This is a genomic window from Chitinophaga pinensis DSM 2588 (genome assembly GCF_000024005.1).
In the GTDB taxonomy this organism is placed as follows: Bacteria; Bacteroidota; Bacteroidia; order Chitinophagales; family Chitinophagaceae; genus Chitinophaga; species Chitinophaga pinensis.
This window is the reverse complement of the sequence record NC_013132.1, coordinates 5,848,018-5,871,090: the sequence shown is the minus strand read 5'-3', so window position 1 is coordinate 5,871,090 and position 23,073 is coordinate 5,848,018. Positions and strand designations below refer to the sequence as shown.

Genomic DNA, 23,073 nt, shown 5'->3' with positions numbered 1-23,073 from the left:
CGGTTCGCTACAAGCGAACCGGCTTCTTTATGCAGTACATACCACCTACTAGAGGTTAGTCTGAATTTTCTTTTCCAGAATGGCTCTTGGAGCAGCACCTACCTGTTTGTCAACTACCTGACCATTTTTAATGAAAAGGATAGCAGGGATGCTTGTGATACCGTAGTTGATAGACAACTGAGGATTCTGGTCCACGTTTACTTTACCCACGTTAACCTTACCCGCATAGTCTTTAGACAAGTCTTCGATAACCGGACCGATAGCGCGACAAGGACCACACCATTCTGCCCAGAAATCTATCACACTCAATTTATCGGAGTCCAACACTTCTGTCTGGAAGTTTGAATCTGTGAATTCTAATGCCATGATATTAAAATTTATGAATTATAGTAAATCAAAGTTCTGTAATAAATTTATAAATGCAAATATATTCATTCAATTTTCGAACCGGATGCAAATTACTGCTTTTTTGACAGCCGGTATTTGTTTGTTAAAAGGCGCCGTTTGACCATGCAAATTAGAGCAATTTAAGACCACTACTTATTGATTGTATCTATATAGGTATCGATGTCTGGTTGCTTCGACAGGAAGTGTGCCAATTCATCGTTCATCTCGATATGTTTATTAAATGTATGCAATTTCACCTGCATGGCATCATCACGATCAATGAGTTGTAAAAACAGCTCACTCGCTCCCGGGTATTTGTTAATGTTGTCAACAAGGAAGTCTACGAGCTCACGTGTGATGAACTTAGGCATGGTTACCAGTGTTACCTTCTTCGTATGCGTCTTCTTCACTTCCTGTAACAGCTGTATACCGTTCACCTTGAACTCATATTCTGCATCATTAAAACGCTTGGCCTTGAAACCACCATTAATAAACAGACAAAGCCCTGTTTTCAGATATGGCGCAAAGCGGATGAAGTCCTCACTCCATAAAGCGAACTCAAACTTACCGGAATAGTCTTCTATCGTCATTATGCCAAACTGGCGGTTGTTTCGCGAAATACGCTCCTGTGCACCGGTCACATAGACAGCCAGTCTGAAGTTACGTTCACGGCCGGATTTAGCATTCCCAGGCGCCTGGAGATCTGCCTGATATTCAACCAATTCCTGTACCGTGTTCATGTTATAATAACGTGATTCGAAACGGTAGTCGTCCAGCGGGTGACCAGAAATATAAATACCCGTCACCTCACGCTCGTTGTTAAGCTTCAGGATCAGTGGCCATGGATCGCAAGGTGGGATCTTTGGTGGTTCTACCTCCGGCATATCATCTGCACCGAACAGGCTGCTCATGGTAGTGGCAGCTCCAGCCGATACCTGCTGACCGAACTTCACGATCTTATCAAGACCGGTGGTATTGTCATTATCCGGTTTATGGAAATATTGTGCACGGTGTAACTCAGGGAAACAATCGAAAGCGCCTGACATGGCCAGGGCTTCCAGTGATTTCTTATTCACTGCACGCTGGTTCACACGTTTAATCATTTCAAAGATGTTCTTGTAGTTACTTCCCTTTTGTCTTTCTTCCAGGATGTTTTCTACCGCTGCTTCACCCACACCTTTCAGACCGGCCAGACCAAAACGGATCTGACCTTGTTTGTTCACCGCAAAGCCTTTGAATGACTCGTTCACATCAGGTGGCAATACGTCGATACCCATGCGTTTCGCTTCTTCCATGAAGAAGGTGATCTTTTCAATGTTACTGGCGTTGTTCAGTACTGCCGCCATGTACTCCGCCGGATAGTGCGCTTTCAGGTAAGCGGTCTGATAAGCTACAAAGGCGTAACAGGTAGAGTGGGATTTGTTGAACGCGTAGGATGCGAATGCCTCCCAGTCCGTCCATACTTTATCACAGACTTTCAGGTCATGGCCGTTAGCGGCGCAACCTTCCATGAACTGTTTCTTCATTTTATCCAGTACCGCTTTCTGTTTCTTACCCATCGCTTTACGGAGTACGTCCGCATCACCTTTGGAGAAGTTGGCCAGTTTCTGGCTCAGTAGCATTACCTGCTCCTGGTATACCGTAATACCATAGGTATCATTCAGGTATTCTTCCATTTCCGCCAGGTCATACACCGTCTCTTCCAATCCGTGTTTACGACGGATGAACAAAGGAATGTACTCCAATGGTCCCGGACGGTACAAGGCGTTCATCGCAATAAGGTCGTCGAATCGGTCAGGTTTCAGTTCGCGCAGGTATTTCTGCATACCGGCGGACTCGAACTGGAACGTGGCGTTCGTTTCTCCCTTCTGATAAAGCTCATATGTTTTGGCATCATCGAGTGGAATATCGTCGATGCTGATATCTATACCGTGGTTGGTTCTGATCAGTTCAAGGGCGCCCTTGATAATGGTGAGGGTCTTCAGACCCAGGAAGTCCATTTTGATTACACCGGCGCTCTCGATGATACTACCTTCAAACTGTGTGACCAGCAGGTCAGAGTCCTTGGCGGTAGATACAGGGATCAGGTCGTACAGGTCTTTCGGCGCAATGATGATACCTGCCGCGTGGATACCGGTGTTACGTACGGATCCTTCCAGTACGCAGGCTTCCCGCAATACTTCACCCTGTAGATCCTGTCCTTTGATCAGTTCACGGAGTCGCTTCACATTTTCAAGGTCTTCAGGACCCAGCCCTTCTTTCTCCGCAAGGCTCTTTTCGCCTTCATCAATAGGGGCGTTGAAAATGCGGTCCAGCTGAATCCCTGGTTTATCAGGTACCATTTTGGCCAGCATGTTGGATTCAACCAGTGGCAGGTCCATTACACGGGCCACGTCCTTGATACTCATCTTGGCGGCCATGGTACCGTAAGTAATGATCTGTGCTACCTGGTTTTTACCATATTTATTTACAACATAGTCAATTACCTTCTGACGGCCTTCATCATCGAAGTCCGTATCAATATCGGGCATGCTCTTACGTTCCGGATTCAGGAAACGCTCAAACAGCAGGTTATACTTGATCGGGTCAATATTGGTGATACCAATACAGTAAGCTACCGCCGAACCTGCCGCCGAACCACGGCCCGGACCGATGAATACGCCCAGATCGCGGCCTGCCTTGATAAAGTCAGATACGATCAGGAAGTAGCCCGCAAATCCCATGTTCTCAATTACACTCAGCTCAAAATTGATACGTTCTTCCACCTCAGCCGTCACTTCTGCGTATTTCTTATGCGCACCCTCCATGGTAATATGACGCAGGTACTGGTCCTGTGTCAGGAATGGCGGTGGAATAGGGAAGTTGGGCAGGAGGATGTCCCGCTTCAGATCCAGCAGTTCCACCTTGTCCACGATCTCATTGGTGTTATCAATAGCCTGTGGCAGATCTTGGAAGAGCGCCGTCATTTCTTCCGTCGTCTTAAAGTAGAACTGGTCGTTATAGAAAGCGAAACGCTTGTTCTTCATGGACACGTCGTCATCAGAGAAATCCTTCATGGTAGGAGTGCTCTTCTTCTCACCGGTGTTGATACAAAGGAGAATGTCGTGTGCGTTCGCATCTGCCTGGTCTACATAGTGGGAGTCATTAGAGGCGATGATCTTTACGTTGTGTTTGCTCGCAAATTTGATCAGGGACTCATTCACTTTCTCCTGTTCGGGAATGCCATGTCGCTGTAATTCAACATAATAGTCCTCCCCGAAGATGTCCAGCCACCATTTGAATTCTTCTTCGCCGGCTTCTTCTCCTTTTTTGAGAATCGCCCTGGGTACGGAGGCGCCCAGACAACAGGTCGTGGCGATCAGTCCTTTATGATACTGAAGAATGAGTTCTTTGTCAATACGGGGGTATTTACCGTACAGTCCCTCGATATAACCAAGGGAACACAGCTTAATAAGGTTACGGTAACCTTCATCGTTTTTCGCCAGTAAGACCTGGTGATTACGGATATCTTTCTCTTCACGGGTAAAAGCGCGTTTGAAGCGGTTTTCTACTACATAGAACTCGCAGCCGACAATAGGTTTTACCTTCAGCCTTTTATCCTTCGGATCTTCGGGATTCAGTCTGTTGTTATAAGCTTCTGCCACAAACTGGAAAGCGCCGAACATATTACCATGGTCCGTGATGGCCAGCGCCGGCTGATTGCTGGCCATGGCTTTCTTGTACAATGATTTGATGTCTGCCGCACCATCCAGCAGAGAATATTGTGTATGAACGTGTAAGTGGGAAAAGATCATTCTACAAAAATCCGACTCTTCGTCCAATTTTGGAACATGTGAGGGTGAAATTTATCCACAAGGGCTGCGTTTAAGACATATACCAGACAAAAGCGCAAAACCGGGCTAACGGGGGACTATACGAGAATTTTCAGGTAAGTCCCTACAAATACGGCTTCCGCCATAAAAGTGAAAACACTTTAAAAACAATTATTATTAGTAACTTAGCTAAAAATTATTTAATCTGAGAGGCTTATGAAAGTAAGAAAGGAGGTCCTTTGGGTAACTGTTGTAATGTGCGCTTTGGGGGCAGTATCCTGTAATTCTACTAAAAAATCTGCCACAAAGAAAAGCAGCAGCGATTCAAGATTTATTGAAGGCATGGTGATCTCCAGGGCTGCGCTGTCAAGTAATGTTGCCAATACCGGATCTATGAAGATTAAGAATTTTACCCCTGCCAGTTCCAACTTGGAAAATGCCGCACTCTGGCAGTTCAAATATGCACAATTGCTGGATGTACGTGTAGAAACCGTATTGAATACTGACCTTTTCCGTTTTATTGAAGATTGGTGGGGTACGCCTTATGTATATGGCGGTAAGAACAAGAATGGGGTAGATTGCTCCGGTTTTGCCAACAGTCTGCTGAATACAGTATTTAAAGTCTCTTCGGGTGGTAGTTCCGCTCAGTTATATGATAAATCTAAAAAGGTAAACAACGGTCAGATGCGTGAAGGCGATCTGGTGTTTTTTAAGACCAACGGTACTTCCGTGTCGCACGTAGGTGTTTATCTTGTGAATGATAAATTTGTGCACGCCTCCACCAGTTCAGGGGTTATGATCAGCGACCTCAATGAAAGTTACTGGAAAAAGTATTACGTAGGCGGCGGCAGGGTAGAATAAATAACTATATCTTCGCCCGGAATTATTTTTGCGATTGAAAAATCCGGTGATTATACATGAAGATAGGTATTGTATCCATTATTAAAGAGCCATGGGGCGGGAGCGAAGAGCTCTGGGCCGATATGGCGGCAGAAGCGCTGAAGGAAGGGCATGAGGTGTTTGTATCCGCCCTGAAATGTGGTCCTCCGCATCCCAAAACCGTCAACCTGCTGAAAAATGGAGCCAAACTTTTCTATCGCCGTGGATTTGTACAACCGGGAATCCCATTCCTGCAACGCATCTTCCGCAAGGGCCTGATCATTCTCGCCAATAAATTACAGAATCCTTTTCATCGTCTCTTCAAAGAGCGTCCTGACGTGATCTTTTACGTGGGTACTTCCTATTCCATCGGAGAAGACGTCCTCCTGCTCAAAGCACTGGACAAAACACCCGCAGCCCTTTATATCAACTGTAACCTGAACCATGACGTACGTGGTTTCGGCGGTACGCGCTATGACCTGATCAAGGCCGCTTATCAGCGTGCAAGGAAGGTCCTGTTTGTATCCGAAGGGAATCTGGAAATAGCCCGCAGACATCTCTGTTCCAACATCGACAATGCAATGGTGATCCGGAATCCGGTGAACCTCGCCAATATCGGTATACTGCCCTTCCCCGAGGAGGAAACCGTGAATTTTGCAATGGTAGGTATACTGGTAACCGATCATAAAGGACAGGACCTGGTACTGGGCGCCCTGCACCAGGAACAATGGCGCGCCCGTAAATGGCATCTGAACATCTACGGTGCCGGTCTGGATGAAGGATATCTCAAACAGCTGACCGCCTTCTACGGACTGAATGACCGCGTTACCTTTCACGGTAAAGTCAACGATATCAAGGAAGTGTGGAAAAAAAACAGCCTTTTATTGATGCCCTCCCGCCAAGAAGGCATGCCGCTTGCTGTAGTGGAGGCCATGGTGTGTGGACGCCCCTCCGTACTGACGGATGTTGGCGGACACCGGGAATGGGTAACAGAAGGACAGCAGGGTTTTATAAGCCCCGGCGCTACCGTCAGGTCTATGGCGGATGCCATGGAAAGAGCCTGGGAGCAACGCGCTGACTGGAAGCAAATGGGTATTGCTGCCAACACTGCCGCCATGGAACGATATAATCCCGTACCTGGTAAAACGATACTGAAACTATTATTAACTGCATAAAGAGCGACACTTGAAGAAGATATTTTTCCTCTTTGGTACCAGACCTGAAGCCATTAAAATGATACCGCTGATCAAAGCATGTGAACAGCAACCCGATAAATGGCAGCCATATATATGTGTGACCGGTCAGCATAGACAGATGCTGGCACAGGTACTGGACTTTTTTGGTGTCACTCCGCATGAGGACCTGGCCCTGATGAAACCTGGACAAACCCTTTTCGATATCACCGCAGATGGTCTGAAACGACTCGATGAAGTGCTGGAAAGAGAAAAACCAGACGTACTTGTGGTTCAGGGTGATACTACCTCCGCTTTCACCGGCGCATTAGCCGCCTACTATAAAAAGATCAAAATAGCGCATATCGAAGCCGGACTGCGCAGCGGTAATAAATATTCTCCCTTCCCGGAAGAAATGAACCGTAAGATGACCGGCAACCTGGCTGATTTTCATTTTGCACCTACTGTTAATTCGCAGCAAAACCTGCACGCAGAAAATATACATGAACATGTGTACGTGACTGGCAACACCGTGATCGATGCATTGCTCATGACAGCAGATATCATCAAAGATGCCGCTGCCTACAAAGAATATTTCAGCTTCCTTGATCCTTCTAAAAAAACGATCCTGGTAACCGGCCACCGTCGCGAGAGCTTCGGACAACCATTCGAAGAGATCTGTATGGCGGTGCGTGATATCGCTATCCGTTACGAAGGAAAAGTACAGATCGTTTATCCTGTACACCTGAATCCACAGGTGCAGGAACCTGTACAGCGTCTGCTGACCGGCGTACCGGGCGTACACCTGATTGAACCGCTGGATTATCCATACCTGGTATGGCTTATGAAACAGAGTTACCTCGTACTGACCGACTCCGGTGGTATTCAGGAAGAAGCGCCTGCATTGGGTAAACCCGTACTGGTTATGCGCGATGTAACAGAACGTACAGAAGGTATTGACGCAGGTACGGCCCGCTTAGTAGGTACCAGCCGCCATGCAATCGTTGAGAACTGCTTTGCACTGATGGACGATGAACAATTGTATCAGCAGATGGCACAGGCCGTAAACCCTTACGGAGACGGTACCAGCTCAACACAGATCATTGATATTTTACACAAAGTATTATAATATGAACGGACCACTGGTCACGATTGTTTTACCTACTTACAACGGCTCCCGTTATCTGAGACAGTCGCTGGATAGCTGTCTCATACAGAGCTATACCAACTTTGAACTGCTGATCGTCAATGACTGTTCAACTGACAATACCGCTGAAATTGCAGCTGAATATGCGGCAAAAGATGCACGTGTACGCCTGATCAATAATGCTGTTAACAAACGCCTGCCCGCTTCACTGAACACGGGTTTTGATGAAGCAAAAGGCACTTATTTCACCTGGACTTCAGATGACAACTACTATGCACCCGATGCACTGGAGCGCATGGTGAAGATATTGGTAGAGAAACCGGAAATTGACCTGGTATACTGCGATTATATCCAGATCGATGATGATAATAAAGAAGTGGGTATCATGCGATTCAATGATATCAACCAGAGCATCATCACCTGGGAAGGTTGTGGCGCCTGCTTCTTATATAAAAAAGAAGTACACCTGCGTAATAAAGGCTACAACGTGTCAGCCTTTATGATCGAAGATTACGATTTCTTCCTGCGTGCTTTTATGCATAGCAAGTTTTACTACCTGCCGGAACATAATGTTTACTATTACCGCGTACATGCGGCTTCGCTGACGGGCACCATGTCTACAGCCGTACAGGACCTGCAGAAAATAGTCGTAGAGAAACAGTTGCCGACACTTGTAGCGCATATCAGTAAGCGGGATGAAATGTTGTACTATAGAAAGTTTGCCGTGTTTTATGCCGTCTTCAAGGAGAATCAGCCGAAGATGAAATTCTATCTTCAAAAGTTATATAAGATGTCGCCTAAACAGGCATTCATTGCATTAGCTTATATTACTTTTAGAAAAACAAAAGGCTCAATTGTTATTCCTTTCTCTTTTGCATTTGCTTTACTGAAGATCATATTTTCCGGCAGCAAAGACTAGTAAGCCTGAACTTGTATATAATGTAACATCCACCTCGTGTAGCGATATAAAAGCTATAAGAGGTGGGTGTAATATTATATCCATATTTTATTCGGGTTTGCCGATGCCCAGTCGCTTTTTCACGGTACGGAATACACCTGTTGCATCTTCAGAAATCTCTAACAGGAGTGTGGTGGAAATAAAACCGACAACGAAAATGACGCTGCGCAAAATGATGTTCAGCAGGGGAGAAGAGAAGTTGATCAGTGTAGTGGTGATCAGCACCAGTACCACCGGTAACAAAATACCATAGACCGTTTTCAGATTAAACGGCTGCATCTTGTAGTTATACCACAGATAAGCAAAACGGATACCATTGAACACTACTACCAGAATGAGGTTGGCCCAACCTGCACCAGGAATACCCATATGTTTGATCAGATAGTAATTCACCGGTACAGATGCTGCCAGTAAAATCATATTGGAATAAGACTCAAACTTCCACCTGCGGGAAGAGATGATAATCTGTCCGCTGGCGCCGGTACCTAATTCTACGATCTTCGCAATGGCCAGCAACAACAATGTGGTCTTACCCATTCTGTAGATCTCCGGCAGTTTCAGGAAGGTCAGCACATCATCAAAATTGATCCATACCAGGCCGAAAAGAAAGGTTGATATCAATAACAGCGTGATGGAAGTTTTTGTATAAACATCCGCCAGTTTGCCCATGTTTTTTTCTTTCCATGCTCTCGCGATGATCGGGAACGCAATACTTACCACACTTCTTTGCGGTACACCGATGGATGTGACCAGGTAGTTGACCAGTACAAATACGGCCGCATATTCCAGTCCATGCATACTGGAGATGGCGAGTCCGTCAAAACTGTCTTTGAATATCAATACGACATTGCTCGCCAGCATGAAAAACACATAAGGCAGCATTTTCGTCCAGAGACGTCTGGTCAGTTTACTGATGTTGAATGTGATATTCATCTCACCGATAGAGATCATGTAGATCAGCAATCCAAGGAAGGAAACACCATATAATAAACTGAACAACATAATGAAGGTCTCGAAGGAGATCCAGTTCAGTATATATACTGCCAGCAGCAGGAGATTGGCGATACGGAAAGCGACTTCCTTGAAGAAATTTGAAATGACCGTCTTGAACAGGTTCCAGGCATGTGCTTCCAGTATATTCAGATAAGTCAGGAAAAAGGTGATCGGCAATGCGAGATAGTAGTAATCTACCAGCAAGGGTGATTTGCCGGAAAACTTGCGACTGATAAAAGGTTTGAGAAAATAAACACCTGTCGAAAGCAGGATGAATCCTATCGTGGTAATGACCAGTGCCAATGTCAGCAGATCGGAGTGTTTTTTCTCCATCCGGTCCTTATAATAAGGATAAAACTTTCCAAGCAGGGTAGGGACACCGAAAGTAGCAAAGGAAGAGAAGAGTACCCCCATTTCCAGGATTACCCGGGTCAGACCGTTATACTCCGGCAGGAGATATCTTGCAGATAAGAATACGTTTATAGCACCGAAAATAAATCCAACATATGTCCATACGATAGAAACTATACTCTTTTTCCGCAGTTCGCTCATATTGCTTAAAAAATAACAGTTGTTGTAAAGCTAAAGGTATTTATTAATTTGCGATTTCAGATGGTACTTTACCATTTTTTCATCATCTGCCCCGGCAGAATTATTGCATAAAATCAGGCATGGATTTATCGATCATCATTGTAAATTATAAGAGCAGCCGCCTCATTCTGGATTGTATCAGTACCATTGTGGCGGAAACAACAAACATCAGTTATGAGGTGATCGTGGTGGACAATGCATCCGGGGATGACAGTGAACAGCAGCTCAAAACGGCTTATCCCTTTGTACAGTTTTTACAGATGGGATACAATGCGGGCTTTTCCCGCGCCAATAATGCCGGCCTCCGTGTAGCACAGGGCGAACAGCTCTTATTATTGAATCCTGATACACTCATACTTGATAAGGCACTGGACCGCTGTGTACAACGCTTTGCGCAGAGTAACCTGATCGCCTGCGGTGTGCAGCAGCTCAATGCTGACCGTACCCTGCAAATATCGGGCAACTATTTCATGAAAGGCGGTCTGAACCACCTGCTGCCTTTACCGTACTGGGGAAAGGTCATCCGCTGGGTGGGGTACCAGCTCAAAACTAAGGTACCCAATGTACAGGAAGCCAGTACAGAACATCATGTGGACTGGATCAGCGGCGCATATCTCATGGTAAAACGCAGTTCTATTGAGAAAGCAGGCTATATGGACGAGGACTTTTTCCTTTATGCGGAAGAAGTAGAATGGTGCAGCCGTCTGCGCCGGCAGGGCGAGTTAGCCATCTACGGCGATATCAATATCATTCATTTACAGGGAGAAACAACCGGCGACGCTTTTGATTCTGATGAAAAAGGCTACTACGGATTATATGACCGTAAAGGGCTGCAACTTATGCTCTCCAATCACGTGAGAGTGCGGAAACAGTTCGGCATTTTGTGGTATTTAACATTACTCCTCAATTACAGCTTCGCCATACCCGTATTCTTTATCGGCAGCATCTTCGAAAATATCTTCAAAGGCCGTAATCCTTTCCGCTTTATGCCACAGGTATGGGGGCTGACCAAAAATGTTTGCCGCTTATGGTGGCTGACGCCAACAATCCTGCGGAATAAACCGCATTTTTATAAAGTACTGTAACCGCCGGTACTCCATTCTTTGAATTATACAAGCAATTATTTGTTACTCCCAAATCCGCGGAGCGCAGCCATGGTACTTTTGAATCGTCAAAAACAATGACAGTATTCAAAAGTTAAAGCCATGAAAAAAACTGTTTTTATTACCGGTGCTTCACAGGGATTGGGAAAGACCACCGCGAAGAGATTTGCCGCTGCAGGCTGGAATGTGATCGCTACCATGCGTTCTCCGGAAAAAGAAAATGAACTGACATTACTGGATAATGTACTGGTTCTCAAGGTGGATGTACAGGATAAAGCGAGCATTGAAGCTGGTATTGCCACTACGATCGCGAAATACGGGAAGATAGATACCTTTATCAATAACGCTGGTTACGGCCTTTTCGGCCCATTTGAACTTGCTACCGAAGAGCAGATCCGTACACAGTTTGATGTAAATGTATTCGGACTGATGGCCGCTACCAAAGCCATTCTGCCTCACTTCCGCGCCAACAAGGCAGGTACCATTATCAATATCTCCTCTATGGGCGGACGGGTATCTTTTCCGATTATCAGCCTGTATAATGCCACCAAATTTGCCGTAGAAGGATTTACAGAGTCCCTGCGCTATGAGCTGGCGAACTTCAACATCCATGTAAAACTGATCGAACCAGGCGTGACGGCCACCAATTTTGATAATGCAGCCAATTTCACCGGCAGCAATGACATCACCGACTATAATGCCTATGTCAACGCCTTCCTGGGACACTGGATGGCCCTCAATGCCAATCCCGCTACCAGCGAAGACGTCGTTGATGTGATCTATACCGCTGCTACTGATGGTAAAGACAAGTTACGTTACATTGCTACGCCTGATGCGCAATTGCTGATCAATGCACGCAACACTAAAACCGAAGAGGAATATCTCCAGCTGATGAAGGACAGGCACGTTCCGCAGTCTTAGTGCAAAACCGGACAGGCTACCGGGACCGCCAGATACCGCCGGCCCCGGTAGGTCATGCCGGATATCGCGAAATCAATATCTTTATAGTATGGAAAAGATGGAATCACTGGAAGGTTTTTACCAGGATAAATTCAATCGCCCGCCTGAGGGATTGAAGCATGACAACATGCACTTCAATCTCTTCAGTTTTGATGATTGCGAAGGAACCGCCACTATCAAATACCGTCGTCGTGATTTCTATAAGGTAACGCTCTCATGGGGCAGGAATATCCTGCATTACGGAGATACCAGTCTGGAAGTCAATGGTCCGGCGCTCGCTTTTTTCAGTCCGGACGTACCCTATACCATCGATCTGCCGGATGGTATGATGATGGGCGACTATTTCATCTTTACCGAAGCCTATTTCAATGCGCAATATCGCAACAGTATCCGCGAACTGCCCGTATTTGCAGCAGGGGCGCGGCCCGTATTCCTGTTGAATAAGACACAGGAGAAGACGGCTAGGGGCATTTTTAAGAAGATGAAACAGGAGCTGGCAACGGATTATGAGTTTAAGCACGACCTTATCCGGAACTATATCGTTGAGCTGATCCATTTTGCCCTGAAACTGAAACCTGTTGATACGGTGTATCAGCAGATGGATGCCAATACGCGTATTACAGCGGTCTTTAATGAATTGCTGGACCGGCAGTTTCCCATAGAGTCCCTGGCACAACGTTTTGAACTACGCTCTGCGCGTGACTTTGCAGATCGCCTGGCGGTACATGTCAATCACCTGAACTATGCCTTGAAACATACAACAGGGAAGACCACCACAGCACATATCCTCAACCGCCTGGCCAGTGAAGCCATGGTGTTACTCAAACATACTGACTGGAGTATCTCTGAGATCAGCTATACGCTGGGTTTTGAAGATGCTGCACACTTTACGCACTTCTTTAAGAAACACACGAATCAGACGCCTACTGCATACAGAAGCTAAGCGTCCTTGCGATTACCGTACATCACTCACCTGTCCCGTCAAGGGACGCTGGCTGCTGCCAGTAAAAATAGCACGATATGCTCCGGATCTGTTTTGTAAATCAGTACTATGTACTGTTGTATGTGCCTGTGCGTGGAGGAGCGGAATGTGTCTTTACATTCCGGAATGATTTTTTACCGGCAGGTATGTTCCGCTATAGTGGACTCTTTCCTTCCACTATCAGCGAACGGCGTTCCTATACGCTCAATGCACGGGAGAATGCCACCGCCAGTGCCATTTTCAGAAAACTGGAAGAAGAAGACCATTCTGATTATCCGTATGCGAAGGAATTACAACGTACCTACCTGATTGAGTTAATGCACCTGTTGTTAAAAATTAGGAATTAGGAATTAAGAATTGGATGTAATAGTCTCCCATATAAACTTGAAGGCGTCCATCATGGACGCCTTCAAGTTCAATATTCATATACAGCGATCTTTGCTGCATTCTAATTCCTAATTGACCATTTCTAATTGTCTTTATGTACCGGTTCCCAGTACCCCTTCAGCACATCGATCCTGAACTGTATCACCGGCCATGTTTTAGCCGGCTTTCCCTGTAATAAGTAGTAACCGCCGATGACAAAGGATGCGCCCAGTTTAAACAGGTATTCCAGGCTTTTCTTATGTACCGCGCCGCTGCCTTTGGTGGTCATACGTACCTTTTCTCCACGGCCGATACCGGAAGCCACCCGGTACATATATTCGGATGTCAGTTTCTTTACTTCTACCACATGGTGTACGATTACCGTAGGATCATAGTAAATGATACCGCCTCTTTCAATCAGTTTATAGAAGAATTCCTTGCCTTCACCACCTACGCGAAGGGTACCCTTTACACCCGGCAGACTGGTATTAAAACCGCCTACGGCGAAGAAGTCATCTCTCCGTACAATCATATTGGATTCCAGCGGATAACGGCCGTTTTCAAATGGTTTGGCCTCCGGACTGTAATCGAAGTTACCTACCAGGGATGACACGTAGTGCGACATCCATTTGGGTTCTGAGGGGATGTACCGTGGGATGATACGTCCACCCAGACCAGTCGCATCCGGATGCTGGTCAAAGAAAGTAATGATGTTCTGCAGATAGCCCGGCATAGCTACTGCATCGTCGTCCATACAACAGATCAATTTACCATGTGACTTTTCAGCGCCAGTATTACGTGCATAGGAAGCGCCCTGGCGGGTCTCCAGGTAGTAAGAGATCTGCATGTCAGGATGTGACTGGATATATTCGGCTACCTTTGCAGCCGTATTATCCTTGCTGTTATTATCCACCACGATCACTTCATAGCATTTTTTATCAATATCCTGTTTATACAGACTATCAATGGCCTCGATAATATAGGCTTCTCTGTTATATGAACAAATGACAACTGATATCGCTATTTCCATGATTTATACAATCCTTTTGTTTAAAATTCTGACCAGGGAAAGCAAAATAACTGTAATTTATCCGAAATTTCAATAATGGGGCGCTTACGATTCTTTTTAAAGCTGGCATTTATCTGTAACATTTGCTTCCTGGCGGCGGAAGCATCTTATTATATTGACTTCAAGGGCCAGGCGCCGGAATTATTGAAATTCATTCTGCCAATGGGTATTATGTTTGCATTCCCGTTGAATCTGCTGGTATTGTTGTTCGCCGTTTTAGCCCTGGGGCGTCGCAGGATCGCCTGGGCAGAACTTCCTCCGTTTGTTTTTATAATGAATATCATAATTTTACTGGTGCAATTTTATTTCCTCTTCAGATGATAAACAACATTCTAAAAGACAGACCAACTAAACTTTTCATCTTCTTCTGTTCCTTTTTCGTGGCCAATGCATTGATCGCGGAGTGTATCGGAGGTAAGATCTTTTCGCTGGAGAAACTGTTCGGCATTCCCGTACATACCTTCGCGCTGTTTGGTCAGGACAATCTATCCTTCAACCTCACCTGCGGCGTTATACTCTGGCCGCTGGAGTTTGTAATGACGGATATCGTCAATGAGTATTACGGTCCGAAAGCCGTAAGACGTATTTCCTACATCGCAGTATCGCTGATCGCGTATGCATTCGTGATGTTTTATGTAGCTATGGGCGTACCTCCGGCTGATTTCTGGATCGGTTCCGGCGTCGATGATGGCATCCCGGATATGACGAAAGCCTTCAATGGTATCTTTGGTCAGGGTATGTGGATCATTATGGGTAGTATCGCCGCTTTCCTGGTCAGCCAGATCGTAGACGTGACCGTCTTCCACCGTATTAAAAGGGCGACAGGGGATAAACACATGTGGCTCAGGGCTACAGGGTCTACGCTGGTATCCCAGCTGGTAGACAGCTTTATCGTACTGTTTATTGCGTTTAAACTGGGCAAGGGATGGAGCTGGCAGCTGGTATTGGCAGTATGCGTGGTAAACTATATCTACAAGTTTACAGTAGCGATCCTGCTGACGCCGGTGATCTATTATGCAGAAAGATTAATTGAAAAGTATCTGGGTCATAAGACAGCTGCCGGTATGAAGGCGGTTGCGATGGGCAAAGAAGAAGAACCCGTGCTGGTGAATGAATAAATAATCAGTAACGGACTTTTACCAGATCTGCCACTACTTTATCAATGGGAAGGGTGACTGCTTCGGCGGAGAATTCTTCCCAGTTGATCCACCTGGCGCCTTCTACTTCCAGTGCGCCTTCCGGTACGTCAAATCCGAAAGGTTTGTCCAGCAGGGGGAAATTAAACGGCGCCAATGGTTTCACCAGGTAATAGATAGAGATGATCTGTGAACCGTCGCCAAAGGCAGATATCTGAAAGAAATCAGTGGTATAGATATGTTCCACTACTTCTACATCCAGTCCCAGTTCTTCCTGAAACTCCCTTACCACACACTGTAAAGTGCCTTCCCCGAATTCCAATCCGCCGCCGGGAAACTTCGTAAAGTATCCTCCTTTAATGAATTCATCTGTCACGAGCACTTGTTTCTGCTCATTGAACATTATACCATATACGCGTACATTGAAACCTTGCATCAGGAAAACGGGTTTAGTAGTATCAGAACCATTTCTTCTTCATAAAGTACCAGCTCATGATCACAGAGATCACGATCGACAGTATGACGGGAATATAGAACGCATGTGTTGAATGCGCAAAAGGTATTTCCACGTTCATACCATAGATACTGGCTACAAGCACCGGGAAGGTGAGTACGATGGTAATGGACGTGAGGCGTTTCATTACCAGGTTCAGGTTATTGGAAATGATGCTGGCAAAGGCATCCATCGAACTGCTAAGTATGTTGGTGTAGACGTTCGCCATTTCAAGCGCCTGAGAGGTATCTACGATCAGGTCATGCAGGAATTCCTTTTCGTCTTCGTTCAGGCCCAGGAAGTTAGTACGTTCCAGTTTCATGAGCAGCAGTTCATTGCTGCGCAATGCGGTCAGGAAGTATACCAGGCTTTTCTGGATACGCATGATGTACAGCAGTTCCTCGTTACGGTTACTGTCATACAGCTTTTGTTCCAGTATATTTCTGCGCTGATTGATCTCTTTAAGGTAATCCAGGAAGTTCATGGTTACCTTTTCGAAGATCTTCAGCACCATCATATTTCTTTTCTCGGGATGACGGTTATGGAAGGTATTCAGGAAGCGGTTAATAGCCGCGTTATCGAATGAGTTAACCGTCAGGATCTGATTATGCGTGAGGATGATTACAATCGGGATCGTGATATAATACGCATCGCTCTCATTGATGGAATTGTTTTCCGTCGGAGTTTTGATGACGATCAGTTTCACATTATCTTCCAGCTCATAGCGGGATTTCTCGTCTATATCGAGCGAGTCGGTCAGGAAGTCCAGCGGAATGTCCAGCTCTTCGGAGAGCTGGGCAAATTCTGCCTGTTTCAGGGGAGGGGTAATATTTACCCAGGCCCCATTCTCAGGTCCCGAAATTTCTACCGTGCGCGAGTCTATATTTTTGAAATATTGAATCATCCGGCCGCAAAGGTAGAACAATTAAAGTTATGGCAATGTGATATTTCCCTCGAATACAAGGGTAGCGGGTCCGCAAAGCCAGATATTGTTGTAGGCTTTTTCACCGATGCGGGTAAAGCGTACTTCCAGTTTACCGCCCAGCGTCTGTACAGGTACGATGTATTCTTTTGTTTCTGCACCGGCAGTCATCAGTGCTGCTGCTGTTACGCCTGTACCACAGGAGTAGGTTTCGTCTTCGACACCGCGTTCATAGGTACGTACGAAGATGCCTTTATCGAGCGATTGTACAAAGTTTACGTTAGTGCCTTCTTTGGCAAAGCGGTCGTTGTAGCGGATCTGTTTACCTTCGTTGTATACATCTACCGCTTTCACATCTGCTACAAATTTCACATAATGTGGAGAACCGGTATTCAGGTAAGAATGAAGGGAATTGATCTCAACACCGCTCACGTCCTGCATTTTCAGGTTCACCCAATCATCGCCTTTTAAGGTCGCTTCATGTGGACCATCCACTGCGAGGAAGCTCAGTTTTTCGTCTGTCAGTCCCATTTTACGGGCAAAAGCTACCAGGCAACGGCCACCATTACCACACATGCTGCTTTCACGACCATCGGCATTGTAATACTTCATACCGAAGTCATATCCTTCCTGTTTATTCAGCAGCATCAAACCATCCGCTCCGATACCGAAACGTCTGTCACAAAGAAAGTGCACCTGTTCTTCTGTAAGAAAATTGTATTCTCCGTTCCGGTTGTCCATGATCACGAAATCATTGCCGGTACCCTGGTATTTGTAAAAATGTATTGCTGACATAAGGAACGAAATTAAGAAATTTCAATAAGGAAAATACCAATTAGGAATCTGGAATTAAGAATTAGGAATTTTGTATCAAAAGACGGCTGAAGAGAAACATCAGGTGACCGGCGTTAAGCAGGAAAGGCTGCATGGGAGAGGGCAAAATACAAGGATGCAGATAACACTGTATCAAACAGCTAGACAAAACCTGATAAGTTCATTTATAAAAGAAAAGAGGCGATTCAGCTACTGAACCGCCTCTTATATCAGGTATTCCTAATTATTAATTCCTAATTCTCTGCTATGATCGCTACTGATTGCTTAATCAGATTGGCCACGGCTGCCGCGCCATCCTTTGTAAACTGCTGACCGATTCTATTGGCGACAATGGCGCTGATGGAAAGGCAATCATGTCCCAGTACACGGCCCAGTCCGTAGATACCCGCCGTTTCCATTTCGAAATTGGAGATATAATGATCGCCATGTCTGAACGCTGTAAGATGTTCTAACAGCTGTGGATGGGAGAGTGGTCCTCTTAATGCGCGACCCTGTGGGGCATAGAAACCCGGACAGGTCACCGTGATACCACTGATATATCCTGCTGTAAATCTCGCTGCCAGGGCAGGTGCTGCGCTGATCAGATAAGGATTGGCACAGCCGGGACGCAGTTCCACCTGCTGATGAAATGCTTCCAGCAGGGATTTTTCTTCCGGTGTATTTTCAAATGCATACCAGGGCAGGAGGTTGTCCAGTCCGACGCCATGAGACGATACCACAAAACTATCCACCGGCACATTCCCCTGTAAAGCGCCAGAGGTACCCAAGCGGACGATCTGTAAACGGGTGAGGGTAGGTTTTACCGTACGGCTTGCAAAATCGATATTAACCAGTGCATCCAGTTCATTCAACACGATGTCTATATTGTCAGTGCCAATGCCCGTAGATACAACGGTCAGTCGTTTTTGTCCGATATATCCCGTGTGACTTACAAACTCCCTGTGCTGGCGTTTTACTTCCACTTTGTCAAAATGCCTGCTGACTTCCGGTACACGATCAGGGTCGCCCACCGTGATAATCGTGCTGGAGAGCTCATCTGGTGTGAGATCCAGGTGGTATACGGCCCCCCGGCTATTCAATATCAGTTCTGATTCTGCAATGCGTGTATTCATCTTTTTTGATATTTTTTTAAAATATATTTGGCAAATATCTAAAATTTCCTACTTTTGCAATCCCATCAAACAATGGGACGAACAAAAAGGTTTCGTGGCCGAGTGGCTAGGCTGAGCTCTGCAAAAGCTCCTACAGCGGTTCGAATCCGCTCGAAACCTCGAAAAGGATTACAGCAATGTAATCCTTTTTTGTTTTATAGCCGGTCCGGAAGATATCTTTTTCATATCGCTTCCCACACTCATTTAGCGGCATCGTTTTTACCAATGCTGATGCTACTAACGCAAACAGATATACGTATATGTCTCATATTTTTTAATCTTATTTTATTTCTCTCTTTGTAGATATCTAAAATTTACTACATTTGTGATGCCATCAGCCCGATGGAATCACAGATGGTTTCGTGGCCGAGTGGCTAGGCTGAGCTCTGCAAAAGCTCCTACAGCGGTTCGAATCCGCTCGAGACCTCAAAAAGGATTACAGCAATGTGATCCTTTTTTGTTTTATAGCTTTAGGAGTATTCCCATTCCCGATGCTATTACCTGACATACGTCAGATTTCTCAATCCCCTCCGCCATTAACTTCGCATTACCCTTTCGGCCGGATCATCTTTCTGATACGACTCAGACTGTCCTGATGGATACACAAAAAGGAGGCGATATACTTCAGCGGAACAGCTCTGATCACTTCAGGCTGTTCTTCTATCAGCTTCAGATAACGCTCTTCCGCACTAAGGCAAATGGCGTCGATCTGCAGGCTTTGCAACCAGCTGAGTAAACGGTCCATAATAGATAATTCCAGCTCATAACCCTGATGGAATTCCTGTTTGAGTGTCTGCATATCAGCTTTGTTCCATTCAAGAAGGTCCACATCGGTCAGCGTTTCAAGCGCACAGGTGGAGGGTACGCCGTTGGCCAGGTACAATGGGGTCGAAATAAAATCGTTGCTTGATATAAGCCCCAGCGTATAATCAACATTGTTATGAATACGGTATAGGCGAACGATGCCCGCATTCAGGAAATAAAGACTTTCCACAGGTTTCCCCTGTTCCATAATAACCGTGTGCTTAGGAATGATCCTGTGTCTGGTCACGGACCGCACAGTAGCCTGTTCAGCCTCATTGATGAAGATACGCCGGGCTTCCAGATACCGGCATATTTTACTGTATGCAGTGTCCTGTTTTTTCATCGGGAATTTCAATGGATCAATAAATATAAAAAATTATGTCAGAAAAACCCTTAAAGGAAGGCTTAACCGCTTTGCTGGTGTCCTTATTTGCTTATGCCGGCGTATCCATACTGCTCGACTATGAGCTTTTCAGAAACCACCTGATATTGTCGCCGTGGCCACTGTTATCGTATACAGCCCCTTATATGGCAGGTACATTACCGGTGATAGAATTGCTGATTGCCATCATGCTTATCATGCCGCGGACACGGATCAGCGGATTATGGATGGCGTTTATGACGATGCTGGCCTTTACCGCCTATGTAGCTGTGTTTTTATTGTCTGACAGGAAACTCCCCTGCAGCTGTAGTGGCGTGTTCAGTTTCATGGACTGGGAATGGCACCTCTTGTTCAATATTATTTTTACCATGCTCGCAGAAACTGCGCTTTTTCTTCATATACCGCTTCCTATAGATTTCACATCCATTTTTAAACATAAAAAACAATATCTCCAATGAAAAAGATTCCCTTTTCCCTGATTGCACTGATCATCGCCTGTACCGGCGCTTTCGCTACCAAAGCCGGCGGGAAAGTCGCATTTGACAGATCTTTTGTCCCTATTGATGAGGATATCACTGTCGCAGCCAATTATATTTATGCCCCTATAGGTACATGTAACGGTTTCGGTACAAGCTTCTGTGGTATTAAAGCGCCAGACATGCAAGGAACTCCTGATATCGGACCAGCATTGCTGCGTGACCTGATCGCAATTAAAAACGGCTCTAACCCTGTATCCAATACTTCAGGACAGGTAAGGTTCTATCAGTAAATCAGTTTTACAGCAGAGGCGTCCTTAAGTAGGGCGTCTCTGTCTGTTTATCCTGTCGTCAACCTGAAGAGAACGTGCGGCTGACAGTCTCTTGTGGAAATGATCACCACCAGCGAAAATATACATATGAAAGCCTACAGCCAACGAACGAGGATAGATTTTTTAATGCTGTTAATCCGCTGCCGGAATCATCGGAACACATGCCGAAATCCACGTTTGCCTGCTGATGCCGCCTCAGGCCAGCTGAATTTTAACTAAATTGCTGTAATGGCAACAGTACCCCTTTCCAGTGCCGCCGGCAGATGGATCATGATCTCCGCAATTATGGCTTCCGCTATGGCTTTTATTGACGGCACCGCGCTCAATGTCGTATTACCCTCTATTCAGAAAAGTATGCACGCCTCCGGTACAGATCTCTTCTGGATCCTGAATGCTTATTTACTGATGCTGGCAGCACTGATGTTGATCGGAGGTTCGCTGGGTGACAGACTGGGCCGCAAAAGAGTCTTTATTGCCGGTATCCTGATCTTTATCGCCGGTTCTGCTGCCTGTGGTATCGCTGGTGATGTTACCTTACTGATATTGTTCAGAATGTTACAGGGTATCGGAGGCGCCCTGATGATACCCGGTAGCCTGTCGCTCATATCTTCTTCCATACATGAAAAGGAGCGGGGTAAGGCAATCGGTACCTGGTCGGCCTTTACGACTGTAGTGACTATTGGCGGTCCCGTATTAGGCGGCGCACTCGCAGATGCCGGCTACTGGCGTTATATCTTTTTTATCAATGTACCCATCGGTATTGTCGCTGTGCTGATCTTATGGCGAAAGGTAAAAGAGAGCGTTGATGATACACAGGATAAGACACTCGATTTTGCAGGCGCATTTTCAATTGCCGCCGGACTGGCAGCAGTGACCTTTGGTTTTCTGCGCATTCCCGATACCGGTTTCAATAACTGGCAGGTCCTGCTTTCATTGGGCCTGGGTGTATTATTGCTGATCATCTTCGTTATTATTGAACGCAGGAGTCCACATCCCATGATGCCTTTATCCCTGTTTAAGAATATGACCTTCTCAGGAGCCAATCTGCTGACTTTCTTCCTGTATGCAGGGTTAAGCGCAGGCATGTTGTTCCTCTCACTGAACCTGGTTCAGGTACAGGGTTATGATCAGTTGCAATCCGGACTGACCTTTTTACCCTTCACCATTCTGATGGTACTGGTAGCCCGTTTTGCAGGTACGCTGGCAGACAGGTATGGTCCGCGTTTGCTGCTGACCATCGGACCAGCTATTGCCGGCGCGGGATTACTGATCTTATCCTTTATCAAACAAACCCCTGGACCTGGGGCCTATTTTACCACCTTCTTTCCAGGGATTGTCGTCTTTGGTTTAGGTATGTCTTTTACCGTAGCGCCGTTGACAGCAACCGTGATGGGCGCTGTGAGTGATCATTATTCAGGCACGGCATCAGGTATCAACAATGCATTGTCCCGTATTGCAGGCGTCTTTGCCAATGCTATTTTCGGTGCGATGGCCGTATTGTTCTTTTCCGGCTTTCTACAAAGAGAACTACCGGCTTTATCCTTGAAAGAACAGGACAGGAAGGAAGTGGTACAACAGGCGGCTGAACTGGGAAATGCCCGCCCGCCTGCTGTATTAAATGAAGCAGATAGCAAAAAAGTAAGGCAACTGTATCACGATAGTTTTATTGACGCTTATGGTAAGATCATGCGCATCTCCGGTGTGCTGGGCTTTCTGGGTGCATTGATGGCGGTATTGTTTGTAAGGAACAGTGCCGTCACAACAACAAAACAGGACTAATCTTTCCCTGTGAGCTAATAACCTACACGGTTGAGTGCAGGTGCTGAGTATCAATCCTACGGCTCAGTGTTCCGCTTTCTAAACATACTAAAAAAGGCATAACAGCTGCTTTTCCTTTAACTGACCGATCTGAAACGGCAGACCGGTACGCCCTTTGTATCAGAGAAACCATGTTTGCCGGACTTGTTTTACTTTGTAAATACAGGCGGCGGCATAAAAGCATAGCGAGGCGAAGAACAATGTTTCTTCTCTTCCTGTTTTTGATAAGTGAATGACCCCGGAGGTGAAAATGGGCTAACTATCCGTTTTTTTTCGTTTCTTCCGTGCAAAATAAGGAAGTACAGC

General features: G+C 45.9%; 22 protein-coding genes and 2 tRNA genes. 15 read left to right on the top strand and 9 right to left on the bottom strand.

The genetic code is table 11. The annotated features are described in order from the left end of the window. Nucleotides 1-48: 48 nt before the first annotated feature. The gene (gene trxA, locus CPIN_RS23370) at nucleotides 49-366 is read right to left on the bottom strand and encodes a thioredoxin (RefSeq protein ID WP_012792315.1); all 318 of its coding nucleotides are present in this window, start codon (nucleotides 364-366) and stop codon (nucleotides 49-51) included. A gap of 170 nt (nucleotides 367-536) precedes the next feature. Continuing rightward, complete coding sequence (dnaE, locus tag CPIN_RS23365; RefSeq protein ID WP_012792314.1) at nucleotides 537-4,181, bottom strand: DNA polymerase III subunit alpha; 3,645 nt, start codon at nucleotides 4,179-4,181, stop codon at nucleotides 537-539. Between the two features lie 234 nt (nucleotides 4,182-4,415). On the opposite strand from dnaE, the gene CPIN_RS23360 reads away from it, so the two are divergent. From CPIN_RS23360 to CPIN_RS23345, 4 genes are read left to right on the top strand one after another with little or no spacing between them, the layout of a single operon-like run. After that, entirely contained in the window at nucleotides 4,416-5,060 is a 645-nt protein-coding gene (locus CPIN_RS23360; RefSeq protein WP_012792313.1) for a C40 family peptidase, read from the top strand. 56 nt (nucleotides 5,061-5,116) lie between these two features. Continuing rightward, entirely contained in the window at nucleotides 5,117-6,253 is a 1,137-nt protein-coding gene (locus tag CPIN_RS23355; protein WP_012792312.1) for a glycosyltransferase family 4 protein, read from the top strand. Between the two features lie 10 nt (nucleotides 6,254-6,263). Continuing rightward, a complete protein-coding gene (wecB, locus tag CPIN_RS23350; protein ID WP_012792311.1) occupies nucleotides 6,264-7,379 on the top strand; it encodes a non-hydrolyzing UDP-N-acetylglucosamine 2-epimerase in 1,116 nt (371 codons plus the stop codon). A 1-nt stretch (nucleotide 7,380) separates the two neighbouring features. Continuing rightward, nucleotides 7,381-8,316 carry a glycosyltransferase family 2 protein gene (locus tag CPIN_RS23345; protein WP_012792310.1) on the top strand — a complete coding sequence of 312 codons (936 nt, stop codon included), beginning with the start codon at nucleotides 7,381-7,383 and terminating at the stop codon, nucleotides 8,314-8,316. 87 nt (nucleotides 8,317-8,403) lie between these two features. Here the strand turns inward: CPIN_RS23345 and CPIN_RS23340 are convergent, their stop codons facing one another. Beyond that, entirely contained in the window at nucleotides 8,404-9,900 is a 1,497-nt protein-coding gene (locus CPIN_RS23340) for a lipopolysaccharide biosynthesis protein (RefSeq protein ID WP_012792309.1), read from the bottom strand. A gap of 119 nt (nucleotides 9,901-10,019) precedes the next feature. On the opposite strand from CPIN_RS23340, the gene CPIN_RS23335 reads away from it, so the two are divergent. From CPIN_RS23335 to CPIN_RS23320, 4 genes are all read left to right on the top strand, one after another. Next, the gene (locus CPIN_RS23335) at nucleotides 10,020-11,024 is read left to right on the top strand and encodes a glycosyltransferase family 2 protein (protein WP_012792308.1); all 1,005 of its coding nucleotides are present in this window, start codon (nucleotides 10,020-10,022) and stop codon (nucleotides 11,022-11,024) included. Nucleotides 11,025-11,144: 120 nt separating this feature from the next. Continuing rightward, nucleotides 11,145-11,963 (top strand): SDR family oxidoreductase, encoded by an 819-nt coding sequence (locus tag CPIN_RS23330; protein ID WP_012792307.1) that lies wholly within the window; start codon nucleotides 11,145-11,147, stop codon nucleotides 11,961-11,963. Between the two features lie 88 nt (nucleotides 11,964-12,051). Continuing rightward, on the top strand, nucleotides 12,052-12,945 hold the full coding sequence (locus CPIN_RS23325) for a helix-turn-helix domain-containing protein (protein WP_012792306.1): 894 nt from the start codon (nucleotides 12,052-12,054) through the stop codon (nucleotides 12,943-12,945). Nucleotides 12,946-13,022: 77 nt separating this feature from the next. After that, nucleotides 13,023-13,331 (top strand): hypothetical protein, encoded by a 309-nt coding sequence (locus CPIN_RS23320; protein WP_012792305.1) that lies wholly within the window; start codon nucleotides 13,023-13,025, stop codon nucleotides 13,329-13,331. Between the two features lie 122 nt (nucleotides 13,332-13,453). Here the strand turns inward: CPIN_RS23320 and CPIN_RS23315 are convergent, their stop codons facing one another. Beyond that, nucleotides 13,454-14,380: a glycosyltransferase family 2 protein gene (locus tag CPIN_RS23315; protein ID WP_012792304.1), complete on the bottom strand. Its 927-nt coding sequence runs from the start codon at nucleotides 14,378-14,380 to the stop codon at nucleotides 13,454-13,456. Between the two features lie 75 nt (nucleotides 14,381-14,455). Here CPIN_RS23315 and CPIN_RS23310 point away from each other — a divergent pair, with 75 nt between their 5' ends. Together CPIN_RS23310 and CPIN_RS23305 are read left to right on the top strand one after the other, a co-directional pair. Continuing rightward, nucleotides 14,456-14,740 carry a hypothetical protein gene (locus CPIN_RS23310; protein WP_012792303.1) on the top strand — a complete coding sequence of 95 codons (285 nt, stop codon included), beginning with the start codon at nucleotides 14,456-14,458 and terminating at the stop codon, nucleotides 14,738-14,740. Next, nucleotides 14,737-15,537, top strand: a complete 801-nt coding sequence (locus CPIN_RS23305) for a queuosine precursor transporter (RefSeq protein ID WP_012792302.1) — start codon at nucleotides 14,737-14,739, stop codon at nucleotides 15,535-15,537. Before CPIN_RS23310 ends, CPIN_RS23305 begins: the two co-directional genes overlap by 4 nt. 4 nt (nucleotides 15,538-15,541) lie before the next feature. Here CPIN_RS23305 and CPIN_RS23300 read toward each other — a convergent pair whose 3' ends face one another. The 4 genes from CPIN_RS23300 to CPIN_RS23285 form a co-directional block, all read right to left on the bottom strand. Next, the gene (locus CPIN_RS23300) at nucleotides 15,542-15,991 is read right to left on the bottom strand and encodes an NUDIX hydrolase (RefSeq protein WP_012792301.1); all 450 of its coding nucleotides are present in this window, start codon (nucleotides 15,989-15,991) and stop codon (nucleotides 15,542-15,544) included. Nucleotides 15,992-16,013: 22 nt separating this feature from the next. After that, nucleotides 16,014-16,952: a magnesium transporter CorA family protein gene (locus CPIN_RS23295; protein WP_012792300.1), complete on the bottom strand. Its 939-nt coding sequence runs from the start codon at nucleotides 16,950-16,952 to the stop codon at nucleotides 16,014-16,016. Nucleotides 16,953-16,979: 27 nt separating this feature from the next. Continuing rightward, nucleotides 16,980-17,765 carry a diaminopimelate epimerase gene (dapF, locus tag CPIN_RS23290; protein WP_012792299.1) on the bottom strand — a complete coding sequence of 262 codons (786 nt, stop codon included), beginning with the start codon at nucleotides 17,763-17,765 and terminating at the stop codon, nucleotides 16,980-16,982. Between the two features lie 272 nt (nucleotides 17,766-18,037). Then, complete coding sequence (locus tag CPIN_RS23285) at nucleotides 18,038-18,916, bottom strand: nucleoside phosphorylase (protein WP_012792298.1); 879 nt, start codon at nucleotides 18,914-18,916, stop codon at nucleotides 18,038-18,040. 88 nt (nucleotides 18,917-19,004) lie between these two features. Between CPIN_RS23285 and CPIN_RS23280 the strand changes: the two genes are divergently transcribed. Then, nucleotides 19,005-19,075: transfer RNA gene (locus CPIN_RS23280), tRNA-Cys, on the top strand. 236 nt (nucleotides 19,076-19,311) lie between these two features. Further along, nucleotides 19,312-19,382 (top strand) — tRNA-Cys (locus CPIN_RS23275). A 120-nt stretch (nucleotides 19,383-19,502) separates the two neighbouring features. On the opposite strand, the gene CPIN_RS23270 is transcribed toward CPIN_RS23275, so the two are convergent. Further along, nucleotides 19,503-20,102 carry a Crp/Fnr family transcriptional regulator gene (locus tag CPIN_RS23270; protein WP_012792297.1) on the bottom strand — a complete coding sequence of 200 codons (600 nt, stop codon included), beginning with the start codon at nucleotides 20,100-20,102 and terminating at the stop codon, nucleotides 19,503-19,505. A 35-nt stretch (nucleotides 20,103-20,137) separates the two neighbouring features. Here CPIN_RS23270 and CPIN_RS23265 point away from each other — a divergent pair, with 35 nt between their 5' ends. The 3 genes from CPIN_RS23265 (at nucleotide 20,138) to CPIN_RS23255 (ending at nucleotide 22,728) form a co-directional block, all read left to right on the top strand. Further along, nucleotides 20,138-20,599: a MauE/DoxX family redox-associated membrane protein gene (locus CPIN_RS23265; protein WP_012792296.1), complete on the top strand. Its 462-nt coding sequence runs from the start codon at nucleotides 20,138-20,140 to the stop codon at nucleotides 20,597-20,599. Next, nucleotides 20,596-20,910 carry a hypothetical protein gene (locus CPIN_RS23260; RefSeq protein WP_012792295.1) on the top strand — a complete coding sequence of 105 codons (315 nt, stop codon included), beginning with the start codon at nucleotides 20,596-20,598 and terminating at the stop codon, nucleotides 20,908-20,910. Before CPIN_RS23265 ends, CPIN_RS23260 begins: the two co-directional genes overlap by 4 nt. Before the next feature lie 267 nt (nucleotides 20,911-21,177). Then, nucleotides 21,178-22,728, top strand: a complete 1,551-nt coding sequence (locus tag CPIN_RS23255; RefSeq protein WP_012792294.1) for an MFS transporter — start codon at nucleotides 21,178-21,180, stop codon at nucleotides 22,726-22,728. Nucleotides 22,729-23,073: the final 345 nt, after the last annotated feature.

Excerpts from the sequence above, each read along its gene's own strand:
- trxA (WP_012792315.1), bottom strand. The coding sequence starts at position 366 with ATGGCATTAGAATTCACAGATTCAAACTTCCAGACAGAAGTGTTGGAC.
- dnaE (WP_012792314.1), bottom strand. The coding sequence starts at position 4,181 with ATGATCTTTTCCCACTTACACGTTCATACACAATATTCTCTGCTGGAT.
- CPIN_RS23360 (WP_012792313.1), top strand. The coding sequence starts at position 4,416 with ATGAAAGTAAGAAAGGAGGTCCTTTGGGTAACTGTTGTAATGTGCGCT.
- CPIN_RS23355 (WP_012792312.1), top strand. The coding sequence starts at position 5,117 with ATGAAGATAGGTATTGTATCCATTATTAAAGAGCCATGGGGCGGGAGC.
- CPIN_RS23345 (WP_012792310.1), top strand. The coding sequence starts at position 7,381 with ATGAACGGACCACTGGTCACGATTGTTTTACCTACTTACAACGGCTCC.
- CPIN_RS23340 (WP_012792309.1), bottom strand. The coding sequence starts at position 9,900 with ATGAGCGAACTGCGGAAAAAGAGTATAGTTTCTATCGTATGGACATAT.
- CPIN_RS23335 (WP_012792308.1), top strand. The coding sequence starts at position 10,020 with ATGGATTTATCGATCATCATTGTAAATTATAAGAGCAGCCGCCTCATT.
- CPIN_RS23330 (WP_012792307.1), top strand. The coding sequence starts at position 11,145 with ATGAAAAAAACTGTTTTTATTACCGGTGCTTCACAGGGATTGGGAAAG.
- CPIN_RS23325 (WP_012792306.1), top strand. The coding sequence starts at position 12,052 with ATGGAAAAGATGGAATCACTGGAAGGTTTTTACCAGGATAAATTCAAT.
- CPIN_RS23320 (WP_012792305.1), top strand. The coding sequence starts at position 13,023 with ATGCTCCGGATCTGTTTTGTAAATCAGTACTATGTACTGTTGTATGTG.
- CPIN_RS23315 (WP_012792304.1), bottom strand. The coding sequence starts at position 14,380 with ATGGAAATAGCGATATCAGTTGTCATTTGTTCATATAACAGAGAAGCC.
- CPIN_RS23310 (WP_012792303.1), top strand. The coding sequence starts at position 14,456 with ATGGGGCGCTTACGATTCTTTTTAAAGCTGGCATTTATCTGTAACATT.
- CPIN_RS23305 (WP_012792302.1), top strand. The coding sequence starts at position 14,737 with ATGATAAACAACATTCTAAAAGACAGACCAACTAAACTTTTCATCTTC.
- CPIN_RS23300 (WP_012792301.1), bottom strand. The coding sequence starts at position 15,991 with ATGCAAGGTTTCAATGTACGCGTATATGGTATAATGTTCAATGAGCAG.
- CPIN_RS23295 (WP_012792300.1), bottom strand. The coding sequence starts at position 16,952 with ATGATTCAATATTTCAAAAATATAGACTCGCGCACGGTAGAAATTTCG.
- dapF (WP_012792299.1), bottom strand. The coding sequence starts at position 17,765 with ATGTCAGCAATACATTTTTACAAATACCAGGGTACCGGCAATGATTTC.
- CPIN_RS23285 (WP_012792298.1), bottom strand. The coding sequence starts at position 18,916 with ATGAATACACGCATTGCAGAATCAGAACTGATATTGAATAGCCGGGGG.
- CPIN_RS23270 (WP_012792297.1), bottom strand. The coding sequence starts at position 20,102 with ATGAAAAAACAGGACACTGCATACAGTAAAATATGCCGGTATCTGGAA.
- CPIN_RS23265 (WP_012792296.1), top strand. The coding sequence starts at position 20,138 with ATGTCAGAAAAACCCTTAAAGGAAGGCTTAACCGCTTTGCTGGTGTCC.
- CPIN_RS23260 (WP_012792295.1), top strand. The coding sequence starts at position 20,596 with ATGAAAAAGATTCCCTTTTCCCTGATTGCACTGATCATCGCCTGTACC.
- CPIN_RS23255 (WP_012792294.1), top strand. The coding sequence starts at position 21,178 with ATGGCAACAGTACCCCTTTCCAGTGCCGCCGGCAGATGGATCATGATC.